Raw genomic sequence first — 25,733 nt, 5'->3', positions numbered from 1 at the left:
CGCCCGGTTACATTCCGAACCCGGAAGCTAAGCCTCACAGCGCCGATGGTACTGCAGGGGGGACCCTGTGGGAGAGTAGGACGCCGCCGAACAATTCTTCGAGAGAAGCCCCCGCCGGGGAACCGGACGGGGGCTTTTCTGTTGTAAGGTCAACGTGCAAAGTCGTCACACGGTACAGGAGGCCCCCGGGTGGAGGTCCAGGAGACGCGGGTCCAGACCGATCGCGTCCTCACCATCCCCAACCTGCTGAGCATGGGCCGGCTGGTCGGTGTTCCGTTGTTCCTCTGGCTGATTCTCTGGCCGGTGTTCGGTGGGCCGAACAATGACGGCTGGGCGTTGCTGATCCTGATGTTGAGTGGCATCAGTGACTACCTGGACGGAAAGCTGGCCCGCAGGTGGGGTCAGATCAGCCGGGTCGGCCAGCTGCTCGACCCGCTGGCGGATCGTCTCTATGTGCTGTCCACGCTGGTCGGTCTGACCTGGCGTGAGATCCTGCCGTGGTGGCTCACGGCGATCCTGCTGGCCCGTGAACTGTTTATCGCGGCGCTGCTTCCCATTCTCAACCGGCACGGCTACGGGCCGTTGCAGGTGAGTTTCCTGGGGAAGGCCGCGACGTTCAATCTGATGTACGCGTTTCCGCTTCTGCTGCTCGGCACCGGCGACAGTTGGATCGCACGGCCGGCCGAGGTCGTCAGCTGGGCCTTCATCTGGTGGGGGACCACGCTCTACTGGTGGGCCGCCATTCTTTACGCGGTGCAGGCGCGACAGATCGTCCGGGGCGTCTCGGCCTCCTCGGCGTCCACAGTCTGAGACGCGATCTGAGAGAAGTCCCACGGCGACACGGTGCGTCGGACGATATCTTCCGGGTAGAGAACCTCTGGAACGGTTTGATGGACCTGCAGGTCCACCACCGCGAAGGAGGACGCACCCGTAATGAAAGCCGTTGTAATGGCAGGGGGCGAAGGCACCCGACTCCGCCCGATGACCTCCAGCATGCCGAAGCCGCTGCTTCCCGTGGCCAACCGCCCGATCATGGAGCACGTGCTGCGGCTGCTGAAGCGGCACGGCCTCTCCGACACCGTCGTCACCGTGCAGTTCCTGGCCTCGCTGGTCAAGAACTACTTCGGTGACGGCGAAGAGTTGGGTATGCATCTGACATATGCGAACGAGGAGACGCCGCTAGGCACTGCGGGGAGTGTCAAGAACGCCGAGGACGCGCTGAAGGACGACTCCTTTCTGGTGATCTCCGGCGACGCGCTGACCGACTTCAACCTCTCGGAATTGATCGAGTTTCACCGTAGTAAGAACGCACTGGTCACCGTCTGTCTCACTCGAGTGCCGAATCCCCTGGAGTTCGGCATCACGATCACCGACGACGAGGGGCGCGTCGAGCGCTTCCTGGAGAAGCCGACCTGGGGGCAGGTCTTCTCCGACACGGTGAACACCGGGATCTACGTCATGGAACCCGAGGTCTTCGACTACGTGGCGGCGGGGGAGTCCGTCGACTGGTCGAGCGACGTGTTCCCGCAGTTGCTCAAGGAGGGCAAGCGGGTCTACGGGTACGTGGCCGAGGGCTACTGGGAGGACGTGGGCACCCACGAGAGCTATGGCAAGGCCCAGGCGGACGTCCTGGAGGGCAAGGTCGACGTCGAGCTCGACGGCTTCGAGATCTCTCCGGGCGTCTGGGTGGCCGAAGGGGCCGAGGTGGACCCGGAGGCGGTGCTCCGCGGGCCGCTGTACATCGGGGACTACGCCAAGGTCGAGGCCGGCGTGGAGATCCGCGAGCACACCGTGCTCGGCAGCAATGTCGTCGTGAAGCGCGGCGCCTTCCTGCACAGGGCGGTCATCCACGACAACGTCTACGTCGGGCCGCAGAGCAATCTGCGGGGGTGCGTGGTCGGGAAGAACACCGATGTGATGCGGGCCGCGCGGATCGAGGACGGAGCGGTGATCGGGGACGAGTGCCTGATCGGCGAGGAGTCGATCATCGCCGCCAACGTCCGGGTCTACCCGTTCAAGACCATCGAGGCCGGCGCGGTCGTCAACACCTCGGTGATCTGGGAGTCCCGCGGCCAGGAGCACCTCTTCGGGCTGCGCGGCGTCTCGGGCATCCTCAACGTCGAGATCACGCCCGAGCTGGCCGTGCGGCTGGCGGGCGCGTACGCGACCACGTTGAAGAAGGGGGCGACCGTCACCATCGCGCGTGACCACTCGCGTGGTGCGCGTGCGCTCAAGCGGGCGATGATCTCGGCGCTCCAGACCAGCGCGATCGACGTCCGCGACCTCGAGAACGTGCCGATGCCGGTGGCCCGGCAGCACACCGCGCGGGGGAGCGCCGGCGGGATCTTCCTGCGGACCACGCCCGGGGTGCCGGACTCGTTGGACATCCTCTTCTTCGACGAGCGCGGCGCCGACCTCTCGCAGGCCGGGCAGCGCAAGCTGGACCGCGTCTACGCGCGCCAGGAGTACCGGCGCGCTTTCCCGGGAGAGATCGGCGACCTGACCTTCCCGTCCAGCGTGTTCGACTCCTACGCGGGCAACCTGCTGCGGACCATCGACACCACGGGTGTCCGCGAGGCCGGGCTGAAGGTGGTCGTGGACACCGCGCACGGCAGTGCCGGGCTCGTTCTGCCGAGCATCCTCGGCCGGCTCGGGGTGGAGGCGCTCACCGTCTCCAGCGGGCTGGACGAGTCACGGCCGACCGAGGACGCCGAGGAGCGCCGGGCGGGGCTGGCCAGGCTGGGCGAGCTGGTGGCGTCCTCCCGGGCGGCCTTCGGCGTGCGCTTCGACCCGGTGGGCGAGCGGGTGGCCTTCGTGGACGAGCTGGGCCGGGTGATCGACGACGACCGGGCGCTGCTGGTGCTGCTCGACCTGGTCGCGGCCGAGCGCCGCAGCGGGCAGGTCGCGCTGCCGGTGACCACCACGCGGATCGCCGAGCAGGTGGCGGCGTACCACGGCACCCAGGTCATCTGGACCACGACCACGCCGGACGACCTGGCGAAGGCGGCCGCCACCGAGGGCACGGTGTTCGGCGGGGACGGGCGCGGAGGCTTCGTCGTCCCCGAGTTCAGCGGTGTGCTGGACGGTGCGGCGGCGTTCGTCCGGCTGGTCGGGCTGGTGGCCCGGACCCAGCTCACGCTGAGCCAGATCGACGCGCGCATCCCGCAGGCGCACATCCGGCGTCGGGACATCGCGACGCCGTGGGCGGCGAAGGGCATGGTCATGCGCTCGGTGGTGGAGGCGGCCGGCAACCGGCGGCTCGACACCACGGACGGCGTCCGGGTGGTCGAGGCGGACGGCCGGTGGACGCTGGTGCTGCCGGACCCGGCCGAGGCGGTCACCCACCTCTGGGCGGAGGGCCCGGACGACGAGGCGACGGAGGCGCTGCTGGACGAGTGGGCGGCGGTGGTCGACGGCGCCGGCCGGTGACCGCCGGGTGATCCCCGGCCGACTCCGGGAGGGCGGGGCGGCGAGTGCCGCCCCGCCCCGCTCGTCCGCCAGCCGGCGGATCTGCCTGACCCCCGATTGCCCGGTTGTCCGTTTTGGGGGCCTTGATGGTGATCCGTCGCTTCTGGTGAGTGCGCAGGTCAGGGGGAGTGCACAGGCCCCTCCGCCGACGTGGGACGATGGTCCGCATGCCAGCGACGCCGACGCCGAGTGCCAGCAACGGACGGTTCAACCGTCCGGACGCCTCGATGTCCTTGCTGACCAACGTGATGGATCACGGTCTGGACGAGGGCTACGCCGAGGCGGCCGCGGCGCGGGGCGGTGACCGCGACAGCCGGATACCCGGCACGGTCCGGGGCCTGCTGACGCTGGGCGCCGGGCTGGCCCTGGTGGGGGCGGTGGTGACGGTCGGCGCGGTGAACGCGCACAAGGCGGAGCCGACGCTCGCCAAGGAACGCGACGCGCTGATCCACCGGATCAACGACAGCAACGGGTCGGCGGACCGCCTGCAGAAGCAGGTGCAGGACCTGCGGCGGAAGGTCGACAGTACGCAGCAGCAGGCGCTGGCCCCGGGGGACGGCGACCCGGCCGCCCTGGCGGGCGCGGTCGGCCTGGCCGAGGTCACGGGCCCGGGGGTCAAGCTCGTCCTGGAGGACGCGGCCGGTACCGGCGCCGGTGGGAACGTCGATCCGCGCGCCGGGCAGGGGTTCTCCAACAGCGGCCGGCTGCGCGACCGGGACCTCCAGCTGGTGGTGAACGGGCTCTGGGAGTCCGGCGCCGAGGGCATCTCGATCAACGGGCAGCGGCTCACCGCACTCTCGGCGATCCGCGCCGCGGGCGAGGCGGTGCTGGTGGACAACCGGCCGCTCGTCCCGCCGTACAGCGTGCAGGCGCTCGGCGACGGCCCCAAGCTGATCGGCGCCTTCGAGAACAACATGGCGGGCCAGTACCTGCGTCTGCTGCAGGAGAAGTACGGCATCAAGTCGACGCTGTCCGCGCAGAAGAAGCTGACGCTGCCCGCGGCGGTGGGCGTCACCCTGCGGACCGCCCAGCCCGCCACGCCGGAGCCCTCGCCGTCGGCGAGCCCGTCCGCCACCGCCCCGAGCGCCGCGGCGTCCGGCGGGTCGCCGAGCCCCTCCGCGAGCACGTCGCCGTCGGCCACGCCGACCCCGCAGAGCTCCGGGAAGCGCACGCCGAGCGGCTCCGCCAAGACCACCACAGCCCACTCGCCCACGGCGACCACGAGCGGGTCGTCCACCGCAGGGACAGGAGCAGCCAGACCGTGATTGCCGTACTTGGTCTCGTGATCGGGGTGGTCGTCGGACTCTTCGTCCAGCCCGAGGTGCCGGACGCCGTAGTGCCGTACCTTCCGATCGCGGTGGTCGCGGCGCTCGACGCCGTGTTCGGCGGTGTCCGGGCGATGCTGGACGGGATCTTCAACGACAAGGTGTTCATCGTCTCCTTCCTCTCCAACGTGGTGGTCGCGGCGCTGATCGTCTTCCTCGGGGACCAGCTGGGGGTCGGCTCGCAGCTGTCCACCGGTGTGGTCGTCGTCCTGGGTATCCGCATCTTCTCCAACGCCGCTGCGATAAGGCGCCATGTCTTCCGCGCCTGAGCCGGGCCGCGGTGAGGCGGCGGAGGAGAGGACCGGGGACGGAGCGGCGGGAGAAGGCGTGGGCGAGAACGGCAGCGCGGAGCGGGAGACGGCTCCGGCGGCGGAGAAGCCGCTGCGGAGGCCTGCGGAGGTTGCCGGGCCCGTCGAGGCCGCGGCGCCTGCCGAGCCCGTGAAGGCTGTGGAGCCTGCCGAGCCCGTGAAGGCTGTGGAGCCTGCCGAGCCGGTGGAGCCTGCGGCGCCGGTGGAGGCTGTGGAGCCGGTCGAACCGGTGAAGCCGGTGGAGCCGTTGAAGGAGAAGGAGAAGGCGGAACCGGTCGAGGCGGCGCGTCCGCTGGCCGGGGAGGTCAGGAAGACCGAGGGGGCCGAGCGGAAGCCGGACGGGGAGCAGCAGAAGCCTCAGGCTGAGGTGGAGGAACCGGAGGTCGAGGCGGCGCCCGCCGAGGCAGCCGAGCCCGGACCGCAGCCCGGATCGGAGTCCGGACCGCAGCCCGGGGCGGAGTCGGAGGAGCCCGAGGCCGCCGAGCCGGCGCCCGCTTCGCGGGACGCCGACCGCGGTGCGGGCCGGCGCCGGCTGAAGGCGGCGCTCTGGCCGCCGCGGCTGTCGCGCGGCCAGCTGGTCGTGGCGCTGCTGCTGTTCTCGCTCGGCCTGGCCCTGGCGATCCAGGTCCGCTCGACCAACGACCACCACAGCCAGCTGCGCGGCGCACGCCAGGAGGATCTTGTCCGGATCCTCGACGAACTGGACGGCCGTCAGCAGCGTCTCCAACAGGAGAAGGCGGAGTTGGAGCAGTCCCTGGCCAAGTTGGAGAACAGTTCCAACCAGGCCAAGGAAGCCCAGGAACAGACCAGGAAGAAGGTGACGGAACTCGGTGTACTCGCGGGAACCGTCAAAGCCACTGGTCCGGGCATCGTACTCACTGTCGATGATCCCCAAGGGCAGGTGAAGGCGGATATGCTGCTGGACACCCTGCAGGAACTCCGAGCGGCGGGGGCGGAGGCGATTCAGATCAACGATGTGCGCGTGGTGGTCAACACCTACTTCACGGACCTGTCCGGTGGCGGTGTGCAGATCGACGGCAAGAAGGTCTCGCAGCCCTATCGCTTCACCGTCGTGGGGAACCCGCAGGACCTCACACCCGCGCTGAACATCCCGGGAGGTGTGGTCCGTACCCTGGAGAGTCATCAGGCCCGGGCGACCATCTCCCAGCAGCAGAAGGTGGTCGTCGACGCCCTCGTCGATCTGAAGACGCCGCAGTACGCCAAGCCGGCTCCGAAGTGACGGGGCACCGGCCGAACGGCCCCTCACCTGCGGGCGCCCCCCGGTGCGGGGGGTCGTCGCCGCGTGGGCGAGACTGGTCCACACCAGCACATGCCGGAGCACCACACGTCGGAGTACCACTCCAGCCGGCCCGGTCCGAGACCGGGCCCGCAGCCTGTCCGAGGTTCTCACCCTGCCCCGCGGGCGGGTCTGTCACACGCAAGGGGATTCGCCCGTGAGTTTCTTCTCGAAGTTGTTCGGTCGTAACAAGGGCCGTGACGCGGCCGCCGTCGAGGCACCCACCGCGCGTCACCGCCGGGCCGACGAAGAGCCCGCCGTGCCGGGCATGCGCCCTGCCCCCGAGGGGGTGGAGTACGCGGAGCGGCCTCTGTTCCGGGACGGCGCCAACCAGCAGTTCGCGGGGAATCCGGCGGGCTACGGCGCGTCGGTTGACCCCTCCGGCGCGCCGCGCATAGGTTTCCCGTCAGGACCCTCAACCTCTGGTGGAGGGTTTGCCCCGGATCCGTACGCCGGGCACAACCCGTCGGGTGTGCCGCGCCAGGAGGCTGTGAACATGGCTGGCCCCACTCCGTGCCCCAGGTGCGGCAACCAGAACCCGGCCGCGGCCCGCTTCTGTTCCAACTGCGGTACGGCGCTGCGCGGCGGTGCGTTGCCCGAGGGGGCGGCGGAGACCACGTCGACCATCTCGATCTCCGGCCTGGAGTCCTACGACCCCAACACCACGACCGGTACCGGCGCCACGCCGGCCCTGTCGGCCGAGGTGCTGGCGGCGATCGACGCGCTGCCGCCGGGCACGGCCCTGCTGATCGTCCAGCGCGGCCCCAACTCGGGCAGCCGGTTCCTGCTGGACTCGGACAAGACCACGGCCGGCCGTCACCCGCAGGGCGAGATCTTCCTGGACGACGTCACCGTCTCGCGCAAGCACGTGGAGTTCCGCCGGACGCCCGGCGGCGGCTTCACCGTGGCCGACGTGGGCAGCCTCAACGGCACGTACGTCAACCGGGAGCGGATCGACGAGGTGCCGCTGAACAACGGCGACGAGGTGCAGATCGGGAAGTACCGGCTGGTGTTCTTCGCCAGCCACCACCGGGGGTACTGAAACCAACGTCGGCAGGAGCCCGAGTGAGTACGAATACCCCTTCATCTCTCGGGGCGGCCACCCCCGTGTCGTCCGGTCCGCAGACGGACCAGGGCACACGGGGAGTGGTCGCGGCTCCCAGGCAGCCGGTCCGTCCGGACCGGCCCGCCGGGGGCGGCCGACGGCGCGGCGGCGACGAGCTGCTGAGCATCGGCGCGGTGCTGGCCTTCCTGCGGGACGACTTTCCCGAGGTCACCATCTCGAAGATCAGGTTCCTGGAGGCGGAGGGCCTGGTCGAGCCGCAGCGCACGCCCTCGGGGTACCGCAAGTTCAGCCCGGCCGACGTCGAGCGGCTGGCCTACGTGCTGCGGATGCAGCGTGACCACTATCTTCCGCTGCGGGTGATCCGCGAGCACCTGGACGCCATCGAGCGCGGTGAGAGCCCGCCCGCGCTACCCGCCGCCGACGCCCGGCCCGGGCCGCTGGAGGAGGCGGACCGCGAGCTGGTGGCCGGCGCCGAGAGCCCGGCCGGGGTCCGGCTGGGCCGGGCCGAGCTGCTGGCGGCCGCCGAGGCCGGCGAGCGGCAGCTGGCCGAGTGGGAGTCCTACGGGCTGGTCGCGGCGGGGCCGGACGGCGGCTACGACGGCGAGGCGCTGCAGGTCGCCCGGCTCGTGGCGGAGCTGGGCCGGTACGGGCTGGAGCCGCGCCACCTGCGCGCCATGAAGGCGGCCGCCGACCGCGAGATCGCGCTCGTCGAGCAGGTGGTGGCGCCGCTGCGGCGGCACCGGAACCCGCAGACCAGGGCGCATGCCGAGGCCACCGCCAGGGAGCTGGCCACGCTCTCCGTCCGGCTGCACGCGGCCATGGTCCAGGCCGGTCTGCGGAACCGTACCTGACCGGCCGACCCCGCTGACCAGCGCGGTCGGGTCTGCGCTTTCATATCCGGGTCAAGGGCCATAGGGTTGCCTGTGTGAATGAGCTCGACGTCGTGGGTGTCCGGGTGGAGATGCCTTCCAACCAGCCGATCGTGCTGCTCCGGGAGGTCGGGGGCGACCGTTACCTGCCGATCTGGATCGGCCCCGGCGAGGCGACCGCGATCGCCTTCGCCCAGCAGGGCATGACTCCGGTGCGCCCGCTGACGCACGACCTCTTCAAGGACGTCCTGGAGGCGCTCGGGCAGCAGCTCACCGAGGTGCGGATCACCGACCTGCGGGAGGGCGTCTTCTACGCCGAGCTGGTGTTCGCCGGCGGGGTCGAGGTGAGCGCCCGGCCGTCCGACGCGATAGCGCTGGCGCTGCGCACCGGTACGCCCATCTACGGGAGCGAGGAGGTGCTCGCCGAGGCGGGCATCGCGATCCCGGACGAGCAGGAGGACGAGGTCGAGAAGTTCCGTGAGTTCCTCGACCAGGTCTCGCCCGAGGACTTCGGCGGCGGCACGCCGCAGTAGCCGGCCGCCTGCAGCGTGTCGCCCCGGGGCCGCGTGCGGCGTTGTGCCGTGTACGTTCGGCCGTTTTGCCAAAAGGCGTCTACCTACCCACACTAGGGGCACGAAAAACCACTCTCCTGAGTGACGTGGTTTGTCCCGCCCGGCGTGGCGATCGTTGACGGGCCATAGGGGACTGCCTACCGTCAGGGGTGGCTGCCCGGGTGCCTGTCGCCCGCAGTCTGGGTTGCCCGCAGCATGAGTGGACGGAGGTAGGCATGACCGGCACCGGCGATGAAGCGGCCGTGGGAGGCCTGTGCGCCGTGCACATGCCGCGCACCGCCCGCAGCGTGACCGACCTGCCCCGGACGGAGCTGCCCCGGCTGAGCCGGTTCCCGGCCGTACAGCCCGGTCAGCCCGCCATCGAGCGGCTCGCGCCCACCTCGGAGCTGATCGGCTACCGCGGCCCGACGGCCTGTGCGGCGGCCGGGATCACCTACCGCCAGCTGGACTACTGGGCCCGGACGGGGCTGCTGGAGCCCAGTGTCCGCTCGGTCTACCCGGCGAGCAGCCACCGGCTGTACAGCTTCCGCGACATCCTGCTGCTGAAGATCGTGAAGCGGCTGCTGGACGCCGGCGTCTCGCTCCAGAACATCCGGGTGGCGGTGGCCCATCTGCAGTCGCCCGAGGTCGCCGGCCTGGCCGGGCTGACGCTGATGTGCGACGGCGCCACGGTGTACGAGTGCACCACGCCGCAGCAGGTGGTCGACCTGCTGAAGGGCGGTCAGGGCGTCTTCGGCATCGCCGTCGGCGCGGTCTGGAAGGAACTGGAGCTGGCTCTCGGGCGGCTGCACGCCGAGCGGACCGACACCGGTGAGACGGTGGTCGGGCACGACCCGGGCGACGAGCTGGCGCAGCGCCGCAACCGCGCGGTCTGACAGGCGTACTGACGAGGCCGAGGGGGGGGGGGGGGGGGGGGGGGGGGGGGGGGAGGGGGGGGTGGGGGGGGGGGGGGGGGGGGGGGGGGGGGGGGGGGAGGGGAGGAGGTTGGTCGGGGGTTTTGTAGGCCGCCGGCGAGAAGGGCTTAGTGGTGGGGGTGGGGTGGCTACCCACCCCCCCCCCCCCTCTCCCCCCCCCCCCCCCCCCCCCGCGGCCTCGTCGTGCCTGGTGAACCGATCAAGCCTGGTGAGCGACTCAAGGGGGAGCACGTGCGGTTCGGCTCCGGAATACCCGGCCTGCTGCGGCGGCGGGCACGGCGGCTCTGCGTCCGGCTGGGACGGCGGCGCACGCAGCGCCGGATCTTCCAACTCGTCACCGCGGTCTGCGCGCTGGCGCTGGCGCCGAGTGCCTGGCTGTGGATCTCGGCGGACGACCGGGTCGGTACGGTGGCGAGCGCGCCGAAGGCACCGGTGGCGGTGGTGTTCGGCGCGGGCCTGTCCGAGGGCAAGCCGTCGCCGTACCTGGCGCACCGGCTGGACGCGGCGGTCGACCTGTACCGGGAGCAGAAGGTCCAGGCGGTCCTGGTCACCGGCGACAACGGGCGGGACAGCTACGACGAGACCGACGCCATGCGGCAGTACCTGATCGAGCACGGGGTGCCGCAGGTACGGGTGGTGGGCGACTACGCGGGCTTCGACACCTGGGACTCCTGCACCCGGGCGCACCGGATCTTCGGGGTGGACCGGGCGGTGCTGGTCAGCCAGGACTTCCATGTCCGGCGGGCGCTGGCGCTCTGTGAGGCGGCCGGCATCGACGCGTACGCGGTCGGGGTGCCGGAGGTGCACGACGCCACCTGGCTGTACGGCGGGCTGCGGGAGATCCCGGGGGCTGGCAAGGCCGCGCTGAACGCCTGGCTGCGGCCGGACCCGCTGTTCCTCGGGCCCAGGGAGGAGGGCATCCCGCGGGCGCTGGCCGACGCGGGGGCGGCGCAGCAGCGTTAGGCCCTGCCGGGGGGAGGGACTTCGCCGGGGCGGGACCTCGCCGGGGGCGGGGAGGCGGCCGGGTTCGGCCGGACTGTCGTACCCGTGCGGCATGATCGGCAGGTGCGGTCACTGCCGAGCATCATCCACCTCGACATGGACGCCTTCTTCGCCGCGGTGGAGCAGGCGGCCAAGCCGAGCCTGCGCGGAAAGCCGGTGATCGTCGGCGGTCTGGGCGGGCGCGGGGTGGTCTCCACGGCCTCGTACGAGGCGCGGAAGTTCGGCGTGCACTCGGCGATGCCGATGGCGCAGGCACGCCGGCTCTGCCCGAACGCGGCGTTCCTGTCCGGGCGCTTCGAGGCCTACCGGCAGGTGAGCGAGCTGGTGATGGGCCTGCTGCGGGAGCTGTCGCCGCTGGTCCAGCCGCTCAGCCTGGACGAGGCGTTCGTCGACCTGGAGGCCGGTCCGTACGGTCCGGCGCTGGCGGCGGCCGACCACGGGACGGGGGAGCGGCTGGTGCTGGCCCTCGCGGAGGACCTGCGGGCCGACATCCACCGGCGGACCGGGCTGACCGCCTCGGTCGGGGCGGCCGGGTCCAAGCTGATGGCCAAGATCGCCTCCGAGCAGGCCAAGCCGGACGGGCTGGTGCTGATCGAGCCCGGCCAGGAGCGCGCGGTGCTCGGGCCGATGCCGGTGCGCGCGCTGCCCGGCATCGGTCCGGCCACCGAACAGGTGCTGCGGCGGGCCGGGCTGAACACGGTGGCCGACCTCGCCGAGGCGGGGGAGGCGGAGCTGGTGCAGCTGCTGGGGAAGGCGCACGGCGCCGGCGTCCACCAGATGTCGACAGGGGTGGACGACCGGCCGGTCGTCGCCGACCAGGACGCCAAGTCGGTGTCGGTGGAGGACACCTTCGAGGTGGACCTCGCGGACCGGGACCGCGTGCTGCGCGAGGTCGACGTACTGGCCGCGCGGTGCGTGCGGCGGCTCCGCGCGGCCGGCCGGTCGGGGCGGACGGTGGTGTTGAAGGTGCGGCGGTTCGACTTCTCCACGCTGACCCGTTCGGAGACGCTGCGCGGCCCGACGGACGACGAGGCGGTGATCACCGAGACGGCCCGGCGGCTGGCCTCGCAGGTGGACATCACCGGCGGGGTGCGGCTGCTCGGCGTCGGGGTCTCGCAGCTTGCCGACTACACCCAGGAGGACCTGTTCGCGCAGGCCGTCCGGGAGGAGGCCGCCGAGCACGAGGTGGTGGACGGCGAGGAGGAGGACGAGCCGGAGCCGGCCGGGCCCGCGGTGCGGCACTGGATGCCGGGGCAGGACGTGCGGCACGGCGAGTTCGGGCCCGGGTGGGTGCAGGGCAGCGGGGTCGGACGGGTGACGGTGCGGTTCGAGACGCCGTGGAGCGGGCCGGGCCGGGTGCGGACGTTCGCGGTGGACGACCCGGCGCTGGAGCCCACGCGTCCGCTGCCGTTGCGGGGCCGCGAGGGCGGGGGCGCAGACGGGGGCGAAAGCCCGGGGGAGGGCTGAGCGCACGAAACGGCCCCACCCGGCAGGGGAACCGGGTGGGGCCGTGTGAAGTGCCGGCCTCGGATGGTCGCGATGCCCTCGTCGACCGTTCGGGGACCGGTCCCCCGCGCCCTGTCCCTGGGCGCGGGGGGTGGACGCCTCGTCAGGCGTCGGTCTTGGCCAGTGCGGGGCTGGAGTTCAGGTCCGCGACCTCGTTGCCGGCGGCGACGGTGGCGGCCGGCTTGACGGAGCGGATCAGGAACGGGACGGCGCTGGCGATCGCGCAGACCACCGCGGCGGTCCAGAACGCGTGCTTGTAGGCGTCCAGGGTGGGCAGCGAGACCGGGATCGGCAGCTTCATGGTGTCGCCGGTCAGGATCGCGGCCATCACGGCGGTGCCGATCGCGCCACCGACGGTACGCAGCACGGCGTTCATGCCGTTGGCGATGCCGCTCTGCTCGACCGGGACGGCGCCGTTGATGTAGGCGGGCATCGCCGAGAAGGCGAGGCCGATGCCCAGACCGAAGATCGCCGAAGCGGTGTAGATGTCGGCCTCGTGGCTGTGGCGCGCGGCCAGGTAGGCCATCGCGATCGCGCCGAGCACGCCACCGAGGACCAGCGGCAGGCGCGGGCCGCGGCGGGCGATGAGCAGGGCGCCCAGCGGGGCGGCGACCATCGAGCCGATGGCGGACGGCAGCAGCATGACGCCGGCGTGCAGCACGGTGGCGGTGAAGCCGTAGTGCGTGAACTTCTCCGGGGTCTGGGCGAAGTTGCTGATCACCATGAACGAGCCGTACATGCCGAAGCCGATCAGCAGGCCGGCCAGGTTGGTGAAGGCGACGGCCGGGCGGGACATCATCTTCATGTCCACCAGCGGGTGCTTCACCTTGACCTCGATGACGCCCCAGATCAGGGCGACCACCGCGGCGACGGCGAACAGGCCGAGGGTCTTGGTCGAGGTCCAGCCCCAGTTGTTGCCCTGGCTGACCGCGACCAGCAGGGCGGAGAGCCAGCCGGCCAGGGTGATGGCACCGAGCGGGTCGGCGCCGCCGTCCTTGTCGGTGACAGGGTCGCTGGGAACGCGCAGGGCGACCAGGGCGACCGCGATCAGGCCGAATACCAGACCCATCCAGAAGATCGACTTGTAGCTCCAGTGCTCCAGCAGGAGACCGGTCGCCACCAGGCCGAGGCCGGAGCCGACGCCCATCGAGGCGCTGATGGCGGCGACGCCGCCGGTCACCTTGTGCTTCGGCAGCTCGTCGCGGACGATGCTGATCGCCAGCGGCAGCACGCCACCGCCGGCGCCCTGCAGGACACGGGCGACGACCAGCCAGGTGAAGGAGTGGGTGCTGACCGCCAGCGCGGAGCCGGCCACCAGGCCGGTCAGCGAGATCAGCAGCATCGGCTTGCGGCCGCGCAGGTCGCCGAAGCGGCCCAGCAGGGGGGTCAGCACGGCGGCGGAGAGCAGGTTGGCCGTCATCAGCCAGGTGATGCTGGAGCCGGAGACGCTGAGCTCCTTGGCCAGCGAGGGCAGGATCGGGACGACCGCGGTCTGCACCACGCTGAACGACAGCATCGCCAGGATGAGGGCCGGCAGGACCCGGGCGCTGCTCTGCTTCTCGGCCGCGCTGGTGGGCTGTGGTGCCTCACTCACGGTTGCTTCCTCCCGTACATAGTGAATGAACTGAAATAACCATGCAGGGAGATACTTCAGTGTGTCAAATATCGATCGGTGAAGCTTTGGCAAAGTCGAAGGACCGCGGCCCCGAAGGCCGGGGTCGCGGGGTGGAAAACCCGAAGGACCCCGGGCCGTGGCGGGCCCGGGGTCCTCGGTGAACTGCTCCGTCAGGCGAGGGGCCTGAGGGGGGCCGGGCGGGACGGCTCGTCGGCCGGAGCGGGGGTGTGGGCGTGGGCGGGCGGCGTTGCGGGGGCCGGGGTCGGGGTCGAGGCCGAGGTGGTGTTGTCGTGGACCTCGACGTGCTCGCGGCGCAGCTCGTCGCGGATCACCTCCTCGGTGGTGTACCGCTCGACCACCAGGCGTACCCGCTCGATCGGGGCCACGTACTTGCGGACCACCGGGCGCTCCTCGCGCAGCGTGACCTCCTCCACCGCCTCGGCGATGTCCTTCTCGCTCAGCGAGGCCCGCTCCGCCTCGCCGACCGGCATCCGCTCCACCCGCACGCGCTCGCGGACCACCGGGATGCGGCGCTCGACCGGCTCGCTGGTCACGTACTTGCGCAGCTTCGCGGTGCCGAGGACGTGCCACTCGGTAATGATGTCCAGGCGCTCCTCGCGGCAGGTGATCTCCACCGGGCCGCTGGGCGCGGACGAGGCCGGCCCGGAGGTGGAGGCGCCCGGGGCGGACGTGGAGGAGGCCGGCGCGGACGTGGAGGCGGCCGGGGCGGCAGGGGCGGCAGGGGCGACCGGGCCGGTGGTGGCCGGCGCGGCCTGGGGGCGCGACTCGGGGGTGACCGGCGCCGCGGACGTCGACGACGCCGGCGCGGACGTGGACGACGCCGGCCCGGACGTGGACGTGGAGGCGGCCGGGGCGGCAGGGGCGACCGGGCCGGTGGTGGCCGGCGCGGCCTGGGGGCGCGACTCGGGGGTGACCGGCGCCGCGGGGGTGGCGGGTGCGGAGGTGCTGAGGGTCCGCACGTTGGCCTCCGTGGCGGGTTCGGACGGCTTGCCGAGGTCGGCTGCCGGGGTGGTGTGGGGGGAGGCGGCCGGGGTGTCGGCCGGGTGGAAGGCGAGCGGCTTCGCGACGGGCGCGGCCGGTCCGGCGTTCGGGGCCGCCGGGGTGTCCGCGGGCGCCGGCGCCGTGTGCGTGGCCGCGGCCACCGCGGTGCCGGCGGCCGCCATCGGGGCCGCCGCCGGGACGGAGCCGAAGTCGTGGTCGGCCGGATCGGAGCCGGAGCCGTCGCCCGCCGACGGGCGTCCGTCCACCGGGGTGTCCAGCCCGTAGTAGCGGTACAGCTGGAGCTCCTGGGCCGGCGACAGGTGCTGGCCGACGCCGAAGTCCGGCGACTCCTTCACCAGTGACTTGTCGTACGGCACCCGCAGCTCGTCGCCGGAGAACTCGCTCGTGGTCAGGGGGACGAAGGCGTCCCGGCCGAAGATGCCGGTCCGGACGGCCGCCCATTCGGGCTGTCCGGTGGCGTCGTCCAGGTACACCTCGTCGACCGTCCCGATCTTGTCTCCGTTGCGGTCGACCGCCTTGTGGCCGATGAGGTCCCGGGGGTCGATATCGGTCTGCACTCTTTCCTCCAGTGCGCTGCGCCTGCGGAACTCCCGCAGGCCGATGGCCGGCCCGCCCGTTCCATCCGCCACTTCACACCAAAAGCCATGAACCGGACGCCCGCGACCGGGGCGGGGCCGGACGGGCCCGGTGCTGCGCCGTCCGGGTCACGGGGCCGTCCCGGGATCGACCCGACGCACCCGTGATCGAAGGGCCTCCCGCTGGTACCCTGGGCGCGACCGCCGAGCCCGCTCGGGAGAGTCCCCGACAGCGAAAACCACTGGTCGGGGCGCCGAAGGAGCAACTCCTCCCCGGAATCTCTCAGGCATCCGTACCGTGTGGGATAGGTCACTCTGGAAAGCAGGGCAGGACTACCGGCGAGGGAGCCGGTGGCCACCACCCTCACCGACGGTGCAAGCCGGCGGCGCGCCCACGGCGTGCCGCGCGGGCGAAGCTCTCAGGTCCCGATGACAGAGGGGGAGGCCTGTTGGGTCCGCCCGCCCAGGCCCTTCCGCTGTTGTCCGCAGCGGCGGAGCCGTACGGCGTGCGTACCCCCGCCGGTCCGTGACCAGGAGGCCTCGACCACCATGAACGCCCAGCCGAACGAGGGACGCCCCACCGGCGCCCCGACCCTCACCGAGCTTGAGCTGGCCAGTCCCTTCGAGAACCGCCACATCGGCCCCGACGCCGCCGCGCAGGAGAAGATGCTGGCCCAGGTCGGCTACGGCTCGCTGGACGAGCTCGCCGCCACCGCCGTGCCCGAGGCGATCCGCTCCATCACCGGCCTGGACCTGCCCGCCGGCCGCAGCGAGGCGCAGGTCCTCGCCGAGCTGCGCGAGCTGGCAGGACGCAACCAGGTGCTCCAGCCGATGATCGGCCTGGGCTACTACGGCACCTTCACCCCGCCGGTGATCCTGCGCAACGTCCTGGAGAACCCGGCCTGGTACACCGCGTACACGCCGTACCAGCCGGAGATCTCGCAGGGCCGCCTGGAGGCGCTGCTCAACTTCCAGACCCTGGTCTCCGACCTGACCGGCCTGGCCACCTCCGGCTCCTCGCTGCTGGACGAGGGCACCGCGGCCGCCGAGGCGATGGCGCTGGCCCGCCGCGTCACCAAGGTCAAGGGCGGTGTCTTCCTGGTCGACGCAGAGACCCTGCCGCAGACCATCGCGGTGATCGAGACCCGTGCCGAGCCGACCGGTGTGGAGGTCGTCGTCGCCGACCTCTCCGCGGGCATCCCCGCCGAGATCGCCGAGCGCGGCGTCTTCGGTCTGCTGCTGCAGTACCCGGGCGCCACCGGTGTGGTCCGCGACCTCGCCCCCGTCATCGAGCAGGCCCACGGCCTCGGCGCGGTCGTCGCCGTCGCCGCCGACCTGCTGGCGCTCACCCTGCTGAAGTCCCCGGGCTCGCTCGGCGCCGACATCGCCTGCGGCACCTCGCAGCGCTTCGGTGTGCCGATGGGCTTCGGCGGCCCGCACGCCGGCTACCTCTCGGTGCGTGCCGAGTACGCCCGCTCGCTGCCCGGCCGTCTGGTCGGCGTCTCCGTCGACGCCGACGGCACCCGCGCCTACCGCCTGGCGCTGCAGACCCGCGAGCAGCACATCCGCCGCGAGAAGGCCACCAGCAACATCTGCACCGCCCAGGTGCTGCTCGCCGTGATGGCCTCGATGTACGCCGTCTACCACGGCCCGGACGGCCTGGCCGACATCGCCCGCCGCACCCACCGCTACGCCGCCGCCCTCGCCGAGGGCCTGCGGGCCGGCGGCGTCGAGCTGCTCCACGGCGAGTTCTTCGACACCGTTACCGCCGTCGTCCCCGGCCGCGCCGCCGCGATCGCCGAGGCCGCGCGCGCCCACGGCATCAACGTCCACCAGGACGGCGAGGACCGGATCTCGGTCTCCACCGACGAGACCACCACCCGCGAGCACCTGGCGGGCGTCTGGGCCGCGTTCGGCGTCGAGGGCGTGGAGGCCGCCGAGAGCGCCGACGCGCTGCCGGCCGCGCTGCTGCGCGAGGACGAGTACCTGACCCACCCGGTCTTCCACAGCCACCGCTCCGAGACCGCCATGCTGCGCTACCTGCGCCGCCTGTCGGACCGCGACTACGCGCTGGACCGCGGCATGATCCCGCTGGGCTCCTGCACCATGAAGCTCAACGCGACCACCGAGATGGAGCCGGTGACCTGGCCCGAGTTCGGCCAGCTGCACCCGTTCGCGCCGATCGAGCAGGCGCAGGGCTTCCTGACCCTGATCCGCCAGCTGGAGCAGCAGCTGGTCGAGGTGACCGGGTACGACGCCGTCTCGATCCAGCCGAACGCCGGCTCCCAGGGCGAGCTGGCCGGCCTGCTGGCCGTCCGCGCGTACCACCACGCCAACGGCGACACCCAGCGTGACGTCTGCCTGATCCCGTCCTCCGCGCACGGCACCAACGCGGCCTCCGCCGTGATGGCCGGAATGCGTGTGGTCGTGGTGAAGACCCTGGTCGACGGCGACGTCGACGTGGACGACCTGAAGGCCAAGATCGAGCAGCACCGCGACCAGCTCGCCGTGCTGATGGTCACCTACCCGTCCACCCACGGCGTGTACGAGACCGAGATCACCGACATCTGCGCGGCCGTGCACGAGGCCGGCGGCCAGGTGTACGTGGACGGCGCCAACCTGAACGCCCTGGTCGGCCTGGCCAAGCCGGGCAAGTTCGGCGCGGACGTCTCGCACCTGAACCTGCACAAGACCTTCTGCATCCCGCACGGCGGCGGTGGCCCCGGCGTCGGCCCGGTCGCGGTCCGCGCGCACCTCGCGCCGTACCTGCCGAACCACCCGCTCCAGGCGGAGGCCGGCCCGGCCACCGGCGTCGGCCCGATCTCGGCCGCGCCGTGGGGCTCGGCGGCCATCCTGCCGATCTCCTGGGCGTACGTCCGGCTGATGGGCGGCGAGGGCCTCAAGCGCGCCACCCAGGTGGCGGTCCTGAACGCCAACTACATCGCCAAGCGCCTGGCCCCGCACTTCCCGGTGCTCTACACCGGCCCCGGCGGCCTGGTCGCGCACGAGTGCATCATCGACCTGCGCCCGCTCACCAAGGAGACGGGCGTGACGGTGGACGACATCGCCAAGCGCCTGATCGACTACGGGTTCCACGCGCCGACGATGTCCTTCCCGGTGGCCGGCACCCTGATGATCGAGCCGACCGAGTCCGAGGACCTGCACGAGATCGACCGGTTCTGCGACGCGATGATCGAGATCCGCGCCGAGATCGACAAGGTCGGCTCGGGCGAGTGGGCGGCCGAGGACAACCCGCTGCGCAACGCCCCGCACACCGCCGCCACGCTGGCCGGCGACTGGGCGCACGGCTACTCGCGGCAGGAGGCGGTCTTCCCGGCGGGTGTGAACCCGGCGGACAAGTACTGGCCCCCGGTCAGCCGCATCGACGGCGCGTACGGCGACCGCAACCTGGTCTGCTCCTGCCCGCCGCTGGACGAGTACGGCAACTGAGCGAGCCGAGCTACGGCAGGGCCCCGGTGCGGAAGTCCCCCAGCCTTCGGCCGGGAGGTGCTCCATCACCGGGGCCCTGCCCGTTCCTCGACGTCTGTCGGCGGCTGCCCCCGCCTGCGGGTCAGGCCGCGTGGGCGACGGGGCGGCGCGGGGCGATCACCCGGCCGTCGGGCAGCAGTTCGCCGGTGTCCTCGAAGAGCAGGACGCCGTTGCAGAGCAGGCTCCAACCCTGCTCCGGGTGGCAGGCCACCGGTACGGCCGCCTCGCGGTCCTCGGACTCGGCCGTCGGGCATTCAGGACGGTGCTGGCACATACGTACCCTCGCTTCGCTCTGCGATCCTCCCCGTGGTGCGGCGCCGTCGGATGCCCGTCGGGAGCCGCCGCGGTAGTCGGATCCTGTCCGGCGCCGGACGGTGTAGACCGGCGCTCAAGTGGGTAGGACAGGTGGTCCTTCCACGCTGGTTCCCAGTGTCGGCATCCCGGGACGATCGCGCAGCAGTTTGGTGACATGCGCCACAACCCGAGGGCAGAGATCACCCGTTCAGGTGGCTGCGGCCCGGAAAAGCCCCCGGACGGGCCATCAGGCGGCTGGCCCTTCAGGGCCATGCCCGATGGCCCGTCCGGGTGAGGCGGGCAGAGCGGGGCCGGCGCGGAGCGCGCCGGCGGGGCGATCGGTGAGGGAGCGGCCGGCGAGGGAGCCGGCCGGCGGGGGAGGGTTCAGGAGGAGCCGAGCAGCAGCGGCCGGCCCAGCGGCGCCCGGGCCAGCACCGGCAGCAGGTCGGCGGCCGGGTAGGCGCGGTGCGCGGTGACCCCGAGCGGGGCCGGTGCCAGCGGGATCAGAAGGTCCGCCCCCGGGTCGGCGTCCGGACTGTGCAGCCAGAGCGCCGTCGCGTACTGGCCCGGGAAGGTCAGCAGCCGGGGCTGCCGGCGGGCCCGTGACGTCTGGGTGAGCTGCCAGGCCTGGCGCAGCGCCCGGACGGTGGAGTCCAGGTAGGGCCCGGCGGTGAAGTGGGAGAAGGTGTGGCCCTCGACGCCCTGCACCACCTCGGCCGCGGCGGCCACCTCGGTGCCGTCCTTGATCAGGAAGCGCCAGCCCGTCCGCCGGGCGGCGGTGAGCTCGGGGCGCGGCCCGTCCAGGACGTGGACCGCGAGCGGGTGCGCGGGGAGCAGCGGTCCGGTCGGATGACGCAGCGCTGCGGCGGCGGGCTGGCGCAGCGCGTCCTCCGAGTCGAGCGCGGCGAGGACGGCGCGCAGGGCACTGGGCGGGGGCTGGGGGGTCTGCAGAGTCATGGCGGGGTCGCCTCTCCGTGCGAGATCGGCGTGCGAGTGCGGCATACCGGCATGGCGCGGTGTGTCGTCGGTGACGGGACCTGGCCATGTCCGGTTGTGCATGATCGCGGTGCGGGTACGGCCGCCGCCGTCGACGAGGGTTTCGGAGCGGCAGCGGGCCGGCCTGGGCGCAGTGCGAATTCTATCGAACAGGTGCGCAGGGTGACCTGTTTATCACAGGCGGTGGCGCCGGGCAAGTCGGCGGATGTGCTGAAAGACCGTCAGTTTCCTTGCATTGCAAGCCGTTCGAAGCAATCGGGTATCGATCTTCGAGGTGGGCATGATGCATGCACGGTCGCTCGGCCGGGCGGCTCAGGAGGAGGGGATCATGGGCGAGAAGGTCGTGGCGACGCGCGCGGACCTGTCGGACCGGCAGCTGTACCGCCGCAAGCTCCAGTCCTGCCTCGACGCGCTCGGGCGGATGCTGCGCGAGGACCGCTTCGACCGGCCCCGGGCGGTGATGGGCCTGGAGATCGAGCTCAACCTCGCCGACGAGCAGGGCCTGCCGGTGATGCGCAACGCCCAGGTGCTCAGCGCGATCGGCTCCAGTGACTTCCAGACCGAGCTGGGGCAGTTCAACATCGAGGTCAACATCACCCCGCACCGGCTCTGCGGCCACGTGTTCGAGGAGCTGCGCGAGGAGATCGACACCGGGCTGCGCTACGCCGACCGCAGGGCCGCCGAGGCCGGTGCGCGGATCGTCATGGTGGGAATCCTGCCGACCCTGGAGCACGACCACACCGGGCTGGACGCGATGTCTCACAACCAGCGGTACAGCCTGCTCAGCGACCAGATCCTGGCCGCCCGCGGCGAGGACATCACGCTGGACATCGAGGGCGTCGAACGCCTCCAGCTGGAGTCGATCACCATGGTCGCCGAGGCCGCCGCGACCTCGTTGCAGCTGCATCTGCAGGTCACCCCCGAGCGGTTCTCCTCGGTCTGGAACGCCGCCCAGGCGATCTGCGGCCCGCAGCTCGCACTCGGCGCCAACTCGCCGTTCCTGTTCGGGCGCGAGCTCTGGCGGGAGACCAGGCCGGTGCTCTTCCAGCAGGCCTGCGACACCCGTTCGGCGGAGCTCAAGGCCCAGGGCGTGCGCCCGATCACGTGGTTCGGCGAGCGGTGGGTGGACTCGGCGTACGACCTCTTCGAGGAGAACCTGCGGTACTTCCCGGCGCTGCTGCCGATCTGTGACGATGAGGACCCGGTCAAGACGCTCGCCTCCGGGGGCGTGCCGCGGCTCGCCGAGATGCGGCTGCACAACGGCACCATCTACCGCTGGAACCGGCCGGTGTACGACGTCAGCGGCGGAGTGCCGCACCTGCGGGTGGAGAACCGCGCGCTGCCGGCCGGGCCGACCGTCGCCGACACGCTGGCCAACGCGGCGTTCTACTACGGCCTGGTACGGGTGCTGGCCGAGCAGCCGCGGCCGATCTGGAACAGGCTGCCGTTCGAGCGGGCCGACGAGAACTTCCGGCAGGCCGCCCGGTACGGCATCGACGCCGTCTTCCAGTGGCCGCAGAAGAGCCGGGCCGGTCGCGGCGGCGGGCTCACCACCGTGCCCGCCGTCGACCTGATCATGAACGAACTGCTGCCGATGGCCCACCAGGGGCTGGACGAGTGGGGCGTGGAGCCCGCCGACCGGGACCGTTACCTCGGCATCATCGAGCAGCGCTGCCTGCGCCGGGTCAACGGCGCCTCCTGGCAGAGCGCCACCTTCCACCGGCTGCGCGAGCAGTTCGGGATGGACCGGCCGGCCGCGCTGGCGGCGATGACCCGGCGGTACGTCGAGTACATGCGCGGCGGCGAGCCGGTGCACACCTGGCCGGTGGGCTGAGGGTCCGACCGCCCCTTCACCGCCCCTGTGGAAGGATGACCGCTCCGGCGGTCGGCCGACGGCCGGAGCGATGCCGGACCGCTGGAGCACGCCGTGACCACCGCCTCGACCGAACCGGAGACCGCGAAGCCCACGCGCCGGCTGCTCGGCGTCGAGCTGCTGACCGTTCTCGGCCTCTCCCTCGGGGCCAGTGGCATCGGCGCGCTGATCAGCTTCACGGGATCGCTCACCGAGACGCTCAGCCTCGGCCAGCAGGTCGCCACCCTGAACTCCTCGCGCGCGCCCGGCCGGCCCTGGCTGGACCTCGCCTGGCAGCTCTACTACATCGGGCGCGGGCTGATGCCGGTCGTCCTGGTCGGCTACCTGCTGGTGCGCGAGGGCACCTCGCTACGGGTGATCGGCTTCGACCTCGGGCAGAAGCTGCGCGACCTCGGCCGCGGAGCCGTCGTGGCCGCCGCGATCGGCGGCTCCGGGCTGGCGCTCTACCTGCTCTCGCAGGCGGCCGGGTACAACCTGACGGTGGCGCCGTCCGGGCTGCCGGACGTCTGGTGGCGGATCCCGGTGCTGGTCGCCTCCGCCTGGCAGAACGCGATCCTGGAGGAGGTCGTCGTCCTCGGCTACCTGCTGCGCCGGCTCGGGCAGCTGGGCTGGTCGTGGCCGGCGGCGCTGGTGGCCAGCTCGGTGCTGCGGGGCTCGTACCACCTGTACCAGGGAGTCGGCGGACTGGTCGGCAACATGGTGATGGGCGCGGTGTTCTGCCTGCTGTACCGGCGGTGGGGCCGGGTGATGCCGCTGGTGGTGGCGCATGCGCTGATCGACACGGTGGCCTTCGTCGGGTACGCGCTGCTGGCCGGGCACGTCAGCTGGCTGCCCACCGGCTGACCAACGGCGGGACGGCGAGGGCGCGCGGCGGGCGGGCGAGCAGCCGGTCGACGTGCGGGCGCTCCAGGCCCCGGCCCGGGTCGATCGGGAGCAGGAGGCGGTCGCGCCGCCAGAGCGAGTTGCGGACCAGGCGGCCGGGGATGACGTCGTCGACCCAGGCGAAGGGCCGGCCGGCGGCGTACCGCAGCAGCGGGGCCCACTTGTGGGCGGAGAACAGCTCCATCAGCGGCACCTTCGGGTCGCCGGGCTGCGGGACGTAGCCGGTGAAGCGGACCACCGGCAGCTCGGGCAGGCCGATCGCCGGGGCGATGTGGGCGTTGGCCTGCTCCTCCCAGGTGGTGGCCCAGACGAGCTCGTACGTACCGGCCAGCTCGCGCAGCCAGGTGCCGTGCCGGGCGGAGAGCAGCACGGTGTAGCCGAGCAGGGTGTGGGCGTCGAAGTCGGCGTCCGCTTCGGGGCAGACCGGGTTGAGCACGCCGTCGACGTCCAGGAACAGCAGTGGCTTCGGCATCGGGCGCCCCCCAGGTCTGACTCCGTCGTCACCTGGTCGGACGAGCGGCGCCCGCCGGTGGTTGCCCACCGGAGGGCGCACGCGGGGCGCACCGGGCGCGTCAGCGGGTGGTGGCGGGCTCCGCGAGCGGTGCGGACGGTTGGTCGGCGGTACGCCGGGAGAGACGGCGGACCTGGGGTTCCAGCAGGACGACGGCGCTCAGCAGCAGGCAGAGCGCCGCACACGCCCAGAGTGCGCCGGAGAGGCCGAGCGCGTCCGCTGCGGGGCCGGCCAGGGCGGTGCCGACCGGGGCCAGCGAGAGCGAGCCGAGCTGGTCGTACGCCGAGACCCGGGAGAACGCCTCGGCCGGGATCTCCTGCTGGAGCGCGATCATCCAGTTGACGCCGAAGACGGTGACCCCGGCGCCGGACAGGAACATCGCCGCCACCAGGGCCGGCAGCGGCACGGCCAGGGCGAGCGCCAGGGCGGGCAGGCCGAAGAGGAAGACGCCCCAGTTGCCGATCAGCAGGATCCGGCGCGGCTGCCAGCGGACCATCACCAGGCCGGTCACCACCAGGCCGACGCCGTGCGCGGCCAGTGCCAGGCCCCAGTCGCGGGCCCCGCCGAGCCGCTGCTCGGCGACGATCGGCCCGTACACCGCGTCCACGGCGGTGATGCAGGCCATCAGCACGGCGAACTGGAGCACGATCACCCAGAGCCAGCGGCGGGAGGCGAACTCCTGCCAGCCCTCGCGCAGGTCGCGCAGCATGCCGCCGCCGGGCTCGGCCGGAGCGGCCGGCTCGGCCTCCAGGAGGAAGCGCAGCGAGGCGGCGAGCAGGAAGCAGCCGGCGTCCAGCGCGAGCACCCAGCCGGGGCCGACGGCGGCGGTGAGGGCGCCGCCGAGCGCCATGCCGCCGATCTGGGCGGAGTTGAGCGCCATCCGGAAGACCGAGAAGGCCCGGCCGGCGTGTTCGGCCGCCACGCTCTGCATGATCATGCCCTCGGACGCGGGGGCGTAGAAGGCGTGGCCGGCGCCGCCCGCCGCGGAGAGCAGCATCAGCTGCCAGAGCTGGACGTTCCCGGCCAGCACCAGGGCGGCCAGCACGGCCTGCGAGACGGCGCTGAACAGGTTGGCCGCGACCATGACGTGGTGGCGCGGCAGACGGTCGGCGAGCGCGCCGCCGACCATCAGCAATAGGACCACCGGGACCAGCCGGGCGGCGGTGACATAGCCGACCTCGGCCGTGGAGCCGCCGTTCTCCATGACGGCGAACGCGGTGGCGATCGGGGCGCCGGCATTGCCGAGACCGCTGATCACGGTGGCGGCGGTCTGGATGCGGTAGTTGCGGCCGGCCCAGGGGAAGCGGCGCCGGTGCGGGGGTGGGGGTTGGCTCTGCACCCGGCGACTATGGCCGGGGAACTGTCAGCTGTCCAGCGCGTTTCGGCCCTTACGGCCTCCGTCAGCCGAGATGGCCCCAGAGGAAGCTGAGCGTCCGCCGCCAGGCGATCCGGGCCTGGAGCGCGTCATGGGTGCCGAGCAGGTTCTCGTCGTTCATGAAGGCGTGCCCGGCCGGATAGAAGTGGATCTCCGGGCGGACGTCGGTGGCCTCGCCGATCCGGATCGCCGCCTCGTCCACGGCGGCCACCGGGATCGAGCGGTCGTGCTCGGCGTAGTGGCCGAGGACGTGGGCGGTCAGGCCGCGGTAGTCGAAGTCCGGGTCGGGCGGCAGCCCGTAGAACGGGACCGCCGCGGCCACCCGGTCGCCCTCGGCGGCGGCCAGCAGCAGGGCGAAGCCGCCGCCCATGCAGAAGCCGACCACGCCGACGGCGTCGCCGACCACGCCGTCCAGCCCGAGCAGGAAGCCGACCGCGCCGCGCAGGTCCACCACGGCCTGCCCGACCGGGAGTTCGCGTTTGAGCCGGGCGGCCTCGGCGGCGTCGTGGGTGGTCGTACCGCCGAACAGGTCCGGCGCGAGGACGGTGAAGCCCTCGGCGGCGAAGCGGTCCGCCATCGCCGCGACGTGCGAGGTGAGGCCCCACCACTCCTGGACCACCACCAGCCCGGGGCCGACGCCCTGCGGCGGCCGGGCCAGGTAGCCGTGGGCCTCGCGGCCGTTGCTGCGGAAGGTGACGTTCTGCCGGGAGCCGCCCTGCTCAGGCATGGCTTCCTCTCGGTGGGACGGGCCGCGCGCGGCGGCGTGGACGGCG

At 72.4% G+C, this 25,733-nt stretch carries 21 protein-coding genes, 1 rRNA gene, 1 pseudogene and 1 riboswitch; of the genes and pseudogenes, 15 read left to right on the top strand and 8 right to left on the bottom strand.

From position 1 onward, the window contains the following. From rrf to ACZ5WK_RS29280, 12 genes are all read left to right on the top strand, one after another. Positions 1–92: ribosomal RNA gene (rrf, locus tag ACZ5WK_RS29335) — 5S ribosomal RNA — on the top strand; the annotation flags it as partial. Positions 93–189: 97 nt separating this feature from the next. Further along, the gene (locus ACZ5WK_RS29330) at positions 190–810 is read left to right on the top strand and encodes a CDP-alcohol phosphatidyltransferase family protein (RefSeq protein WP_465551718.1); all 621 of its coding nucleotides are present in this window, start codon (positions 190–192) and stop codon (positions 808–810) included. Positions 811–933: 123 nt separating this feature from the next. Continuing rightward, positions 934–3,429: a sugar phosphate nucleotidyltransferase gene (locus ACZ5WK_RS29325; protein WP_396322592.1), complete on the top strand. Its 2,496-nt coding sequence runs from the start codon at positions 934–936 to the stop codon at positions 3,427–3,429. A 206-nt stretch (positions 3,430–3,635) separates the two neighbouring features. Further along, on the top strand, positions 3,636–4,733 hold the full coding sequence (locus ACZ5WK_RS29320) for a DUF881 domain-containing protein (protein ID WP_465551716.1): 1,098 nt from the start codon (positions 3,636–3,638) through the stop codon (positions 4,731–4,733). Beyond that, entirely contained in the window at positions 4,730–5,062 is a 333-nt protein-coding gene (locus tag ACZ5WK_RS29315; protein ID WP_030062488.1) for a small basic family protein, read from the top strand. Before ACZ5WK_RS29320 ends, ACZ5WK_RS29315 begins: the two co-directional genes overlap by 4 nt. Before the next feature lie 58 nt (positions 5,063–5,120). After that, positions 5,121–6,341, top strand: a complete 1,221-nt coding sequence (locus ACZ5WK_RS29310) for a DUF881 domain-containing protein (RefSeq protein ID WP_465551714.1) — start codon at positions 5,121–5,123, stop codon at positions 6,339–6,341. A gap of 214 nt (positions 6,342–6,555) precedes the next feature. After that, positions 6,556–7,440, top strand: a complete 885-nt coding sequence (locus ACZ5WK_RS29305) for an FHA domain-containing protein (protein WP_396322590.1) — start codon at positions 6,556–6,558, stop codon at positions 7,438–7,440. 104 nt (positions 7,441–7,544) lie between these two features. Continuing rightward, positions 7,545–8,315, top strand: a complete 771-nt coding sequence (gene ftsR, locus ACZ5WK_RS29300; RefSeq protein ID WP_465551726.1) for a transcriptional regulator FtsR — start codon at positions 7,545–7,547, stop codon at positions 8,313–8,315. A gap of 74 nt (positions 8,316–8,389) precedes the next feature. Continuing rightward, a complete protein-coding gene (locus tag ACZ5WK_RS29295) occupies positions 8,390–8,866 on the top strand; it encodes a bifunctional nuclease family protein (protein WP_360185161.1) in 477 nt (158 codons plus the stop codon). A 254-nt stretch (positions 8,867–9,120) separates the two neighbouring features. Next, complete coding sequence (locus tag ACZ5WK_RS29290; protein ID WP_465551711.1) at positions 9,121–9,780, top strand: MerR family transcriptional regulator; 660 nt, start codon at positions 9,121–9,123, stop codon at positions 9,778–9,780. Between the two features lie 270 nt (positions 9,781–10,050). Next, positions 10,051–10,782: a SanA/YdcF family protein gene (locus ACZ5WK_RS29285; RefSeq protein WP_465551709.1), complete on the top strand. Its 732-nt coding sequence runs from the start codon at positions 10,051–10,053 to the stop codon at positions 10,780–10,782. A 102-nt stretch (positions 10,783–10,884) separates the two neighbouring features. Continuing rightward, on the top strand, positions 10,885–12,288 hold the full coding sequence (locus tag ACZ5WK_RS29280) for a DNA polymerase IV (RefSeq protein ID WP_465551707.1): 1,404 nt from the start codon (positions 10,885–10,887) through the stop codon (positions 12,286–12,288). Between the two features lie 142 nt (positions 12,289–12,430). Here the strand turns inward: ACZ5WK_RS29280 and ACZ5WK_RS29275 are convergent, their stop codons facing one another. The 3 genes and pseudogenes from ACZ5WK_RS29275 to ACZ5WK_RS29265 form a co-directional block, all read right to left on the bottom strand. Beyond that, entirely contained in the window at positions 12,431–13,921 is a 1,491-nt protein-coding gene (locus ACZ5WK_RS29275) for an MFS transporter (RefSeq protein ID WP_465551705.1), read from the bottom strand. A gap of 191 nt (positions 13,922–14,112) precedes the next feature. Next, positions 14,113–15,126 carry a YsnF/AvaK domain-containing protein gene (locus ACZ5WK_RS29270; RefSeq protein WP_465551724.1) on the bottom strand — a complete coding sequence of 338 codons (1,014 nt, stop codon included), beginning with the start codon at positions 15,124–15,126 and terminating at the stop codon, positions 14,113–14,115. Between the two features lie 21 nt (positions 15,127–15,147). Beyond that, positions 15,148–15,522, bottom strand: a pseudogene (locus tag ACZ5WK_RS29265) (PRC-barrel domain-containing protein); the annotation flags it as partial. Positions 15,523–15,745: 223 nt separating this feature from the next. Next, a riboswitch (glycine riboswitch) is annotated at positions 15,746–15,849 on the top strand. A 240-nt stretch (positions 15,850–16,089) separates the two neighbouring features. Between ACZ5WK_RS29265 and gcvP the strand changes: the two are divergent. Beyond that, complete coding sequence (gcvP, locus tag ACZ5WK_RS29260; protein WP_465551703.1) at positions 16,090–18,990, top strand: aminomethyl-transferring glycine dehydrogenase; 2,901 nt, start codon at positions 16,090–16,092, stop codon at positions 18,988–18,990. A 121-nt stretch (positions 18,991–19,111) separates the two neighbouring features. Here gcvP and ACZ5WK_RS29255 read toward each other — a convergent pair whose 3' ends face one another. Both ACZ5WK_RS29255 and ACZ5WK_RS29250 read right to left on the bottom strand, forming a co-directional pair. Then, positions 19,112–19,303, bottom strand: a complete 192-nt coding sequence (locus ACZ5WK_RS29255; protein ID WP_396322584.1) for a DUF5999 family protein — start codon at positions 19,301–19,303, stop codon at positions 19,112–19,114. 404 nt (positions 19,304–19,707) lie between these two features. Beyond that, complete coding sequence (locus ACZ5WK_RS29250; protein WP_465551701.1) at positions 19,708–20,280, bottom strand: hypothetical protein; 573 nt, start codon at positions 20,278–20,280, stop codon at positions 19,708–19,710. Between the two features lie 367 nt (positions 20,281–20,647). Between ACZ5WK_RS29250 and ACZ5WK_RS29245 the strand changes: the two genes are divergently transcribed. After that, positions 20,648–22,153 (top strand): glutamate-cysteine ligase family protein, encoded by a 1,506-nt coding sequence (locus ACZ5WK_RS29245; protein WP_465551699.1) that lies wholly within the window; start codon positions 20,648–20,650, stop codon positions 22,151–22,153. 93 nt (positions 22,154–22,246) lie between these two features. Then, positions 22,247–23,035: a CPBP family intramembrane glutamic endopeptidase gene (locus ACZ5WK_RS29240; protein ID WP_465551697.1), complete on the top strand. Its 789-nt coding sequence runs from the start codon at positions 22,247–22,249 to the stop codon at positions 23,033–23,035. On the opposite strand, the gene ACZ5WK_RS29235 is transcribed toward ACZ5WK_RS29240, so the two are convergent. The 3 genes from ACZ5WK_RS29235 to ACZ5WK_RS29225 form a co-directional block, all read right to left on the bottom strand. Further along, positions 23,013–23,546 (bottom strand): HAD domain-containing protein, encoded by a 534-nt coding sequence (locus ACZ5WK_RS29235; RefSeq protein ID WP_465551695.1) that lies wholly within the window; start codon positions 23,544–23,546, stop codon positions 23,013–23,015. The two genes, ACZ5WK_RS29240 and ACZ5WK_RS29235, sit on opposite strands and share 23 nt — an antisense overlap. Before the next feature lie 100 nt (positions 23,547–23,646). Beyond that, entirely contained in the window at positions 23,647–24,924 is a 1,278-nt protein-coding gene (locus ACZ5WK_RS29230) for an MFS transporter (protein ID WP_465551693.1), read from the bottom strand. 61 nt (positions 24,925–24,985) lie between these two features. Next, positions 24,986–25,687 (bottom strand): dienelactone hydrolase family protein, encoded by a 702-nt coding sequence (locus ACZ5WK_RS29225; protein WP_465551691.1) that lies wholly within the window; start codon positions 25,685–25,687, stop codon positions 24,986–24,988. Positions 25,688–25,733 lie beyond the last annotated feature (46 nt).

The sequence above is a fragment of the Kitasatospora sp. NPDC032757 genome (genome assembly GCF_055579305.1).
The sequence above is the reverse complement of the archived record's forward strand: the minus strand, read 5'-3'. Positions and strand labels throughout refer to the sequence as shown.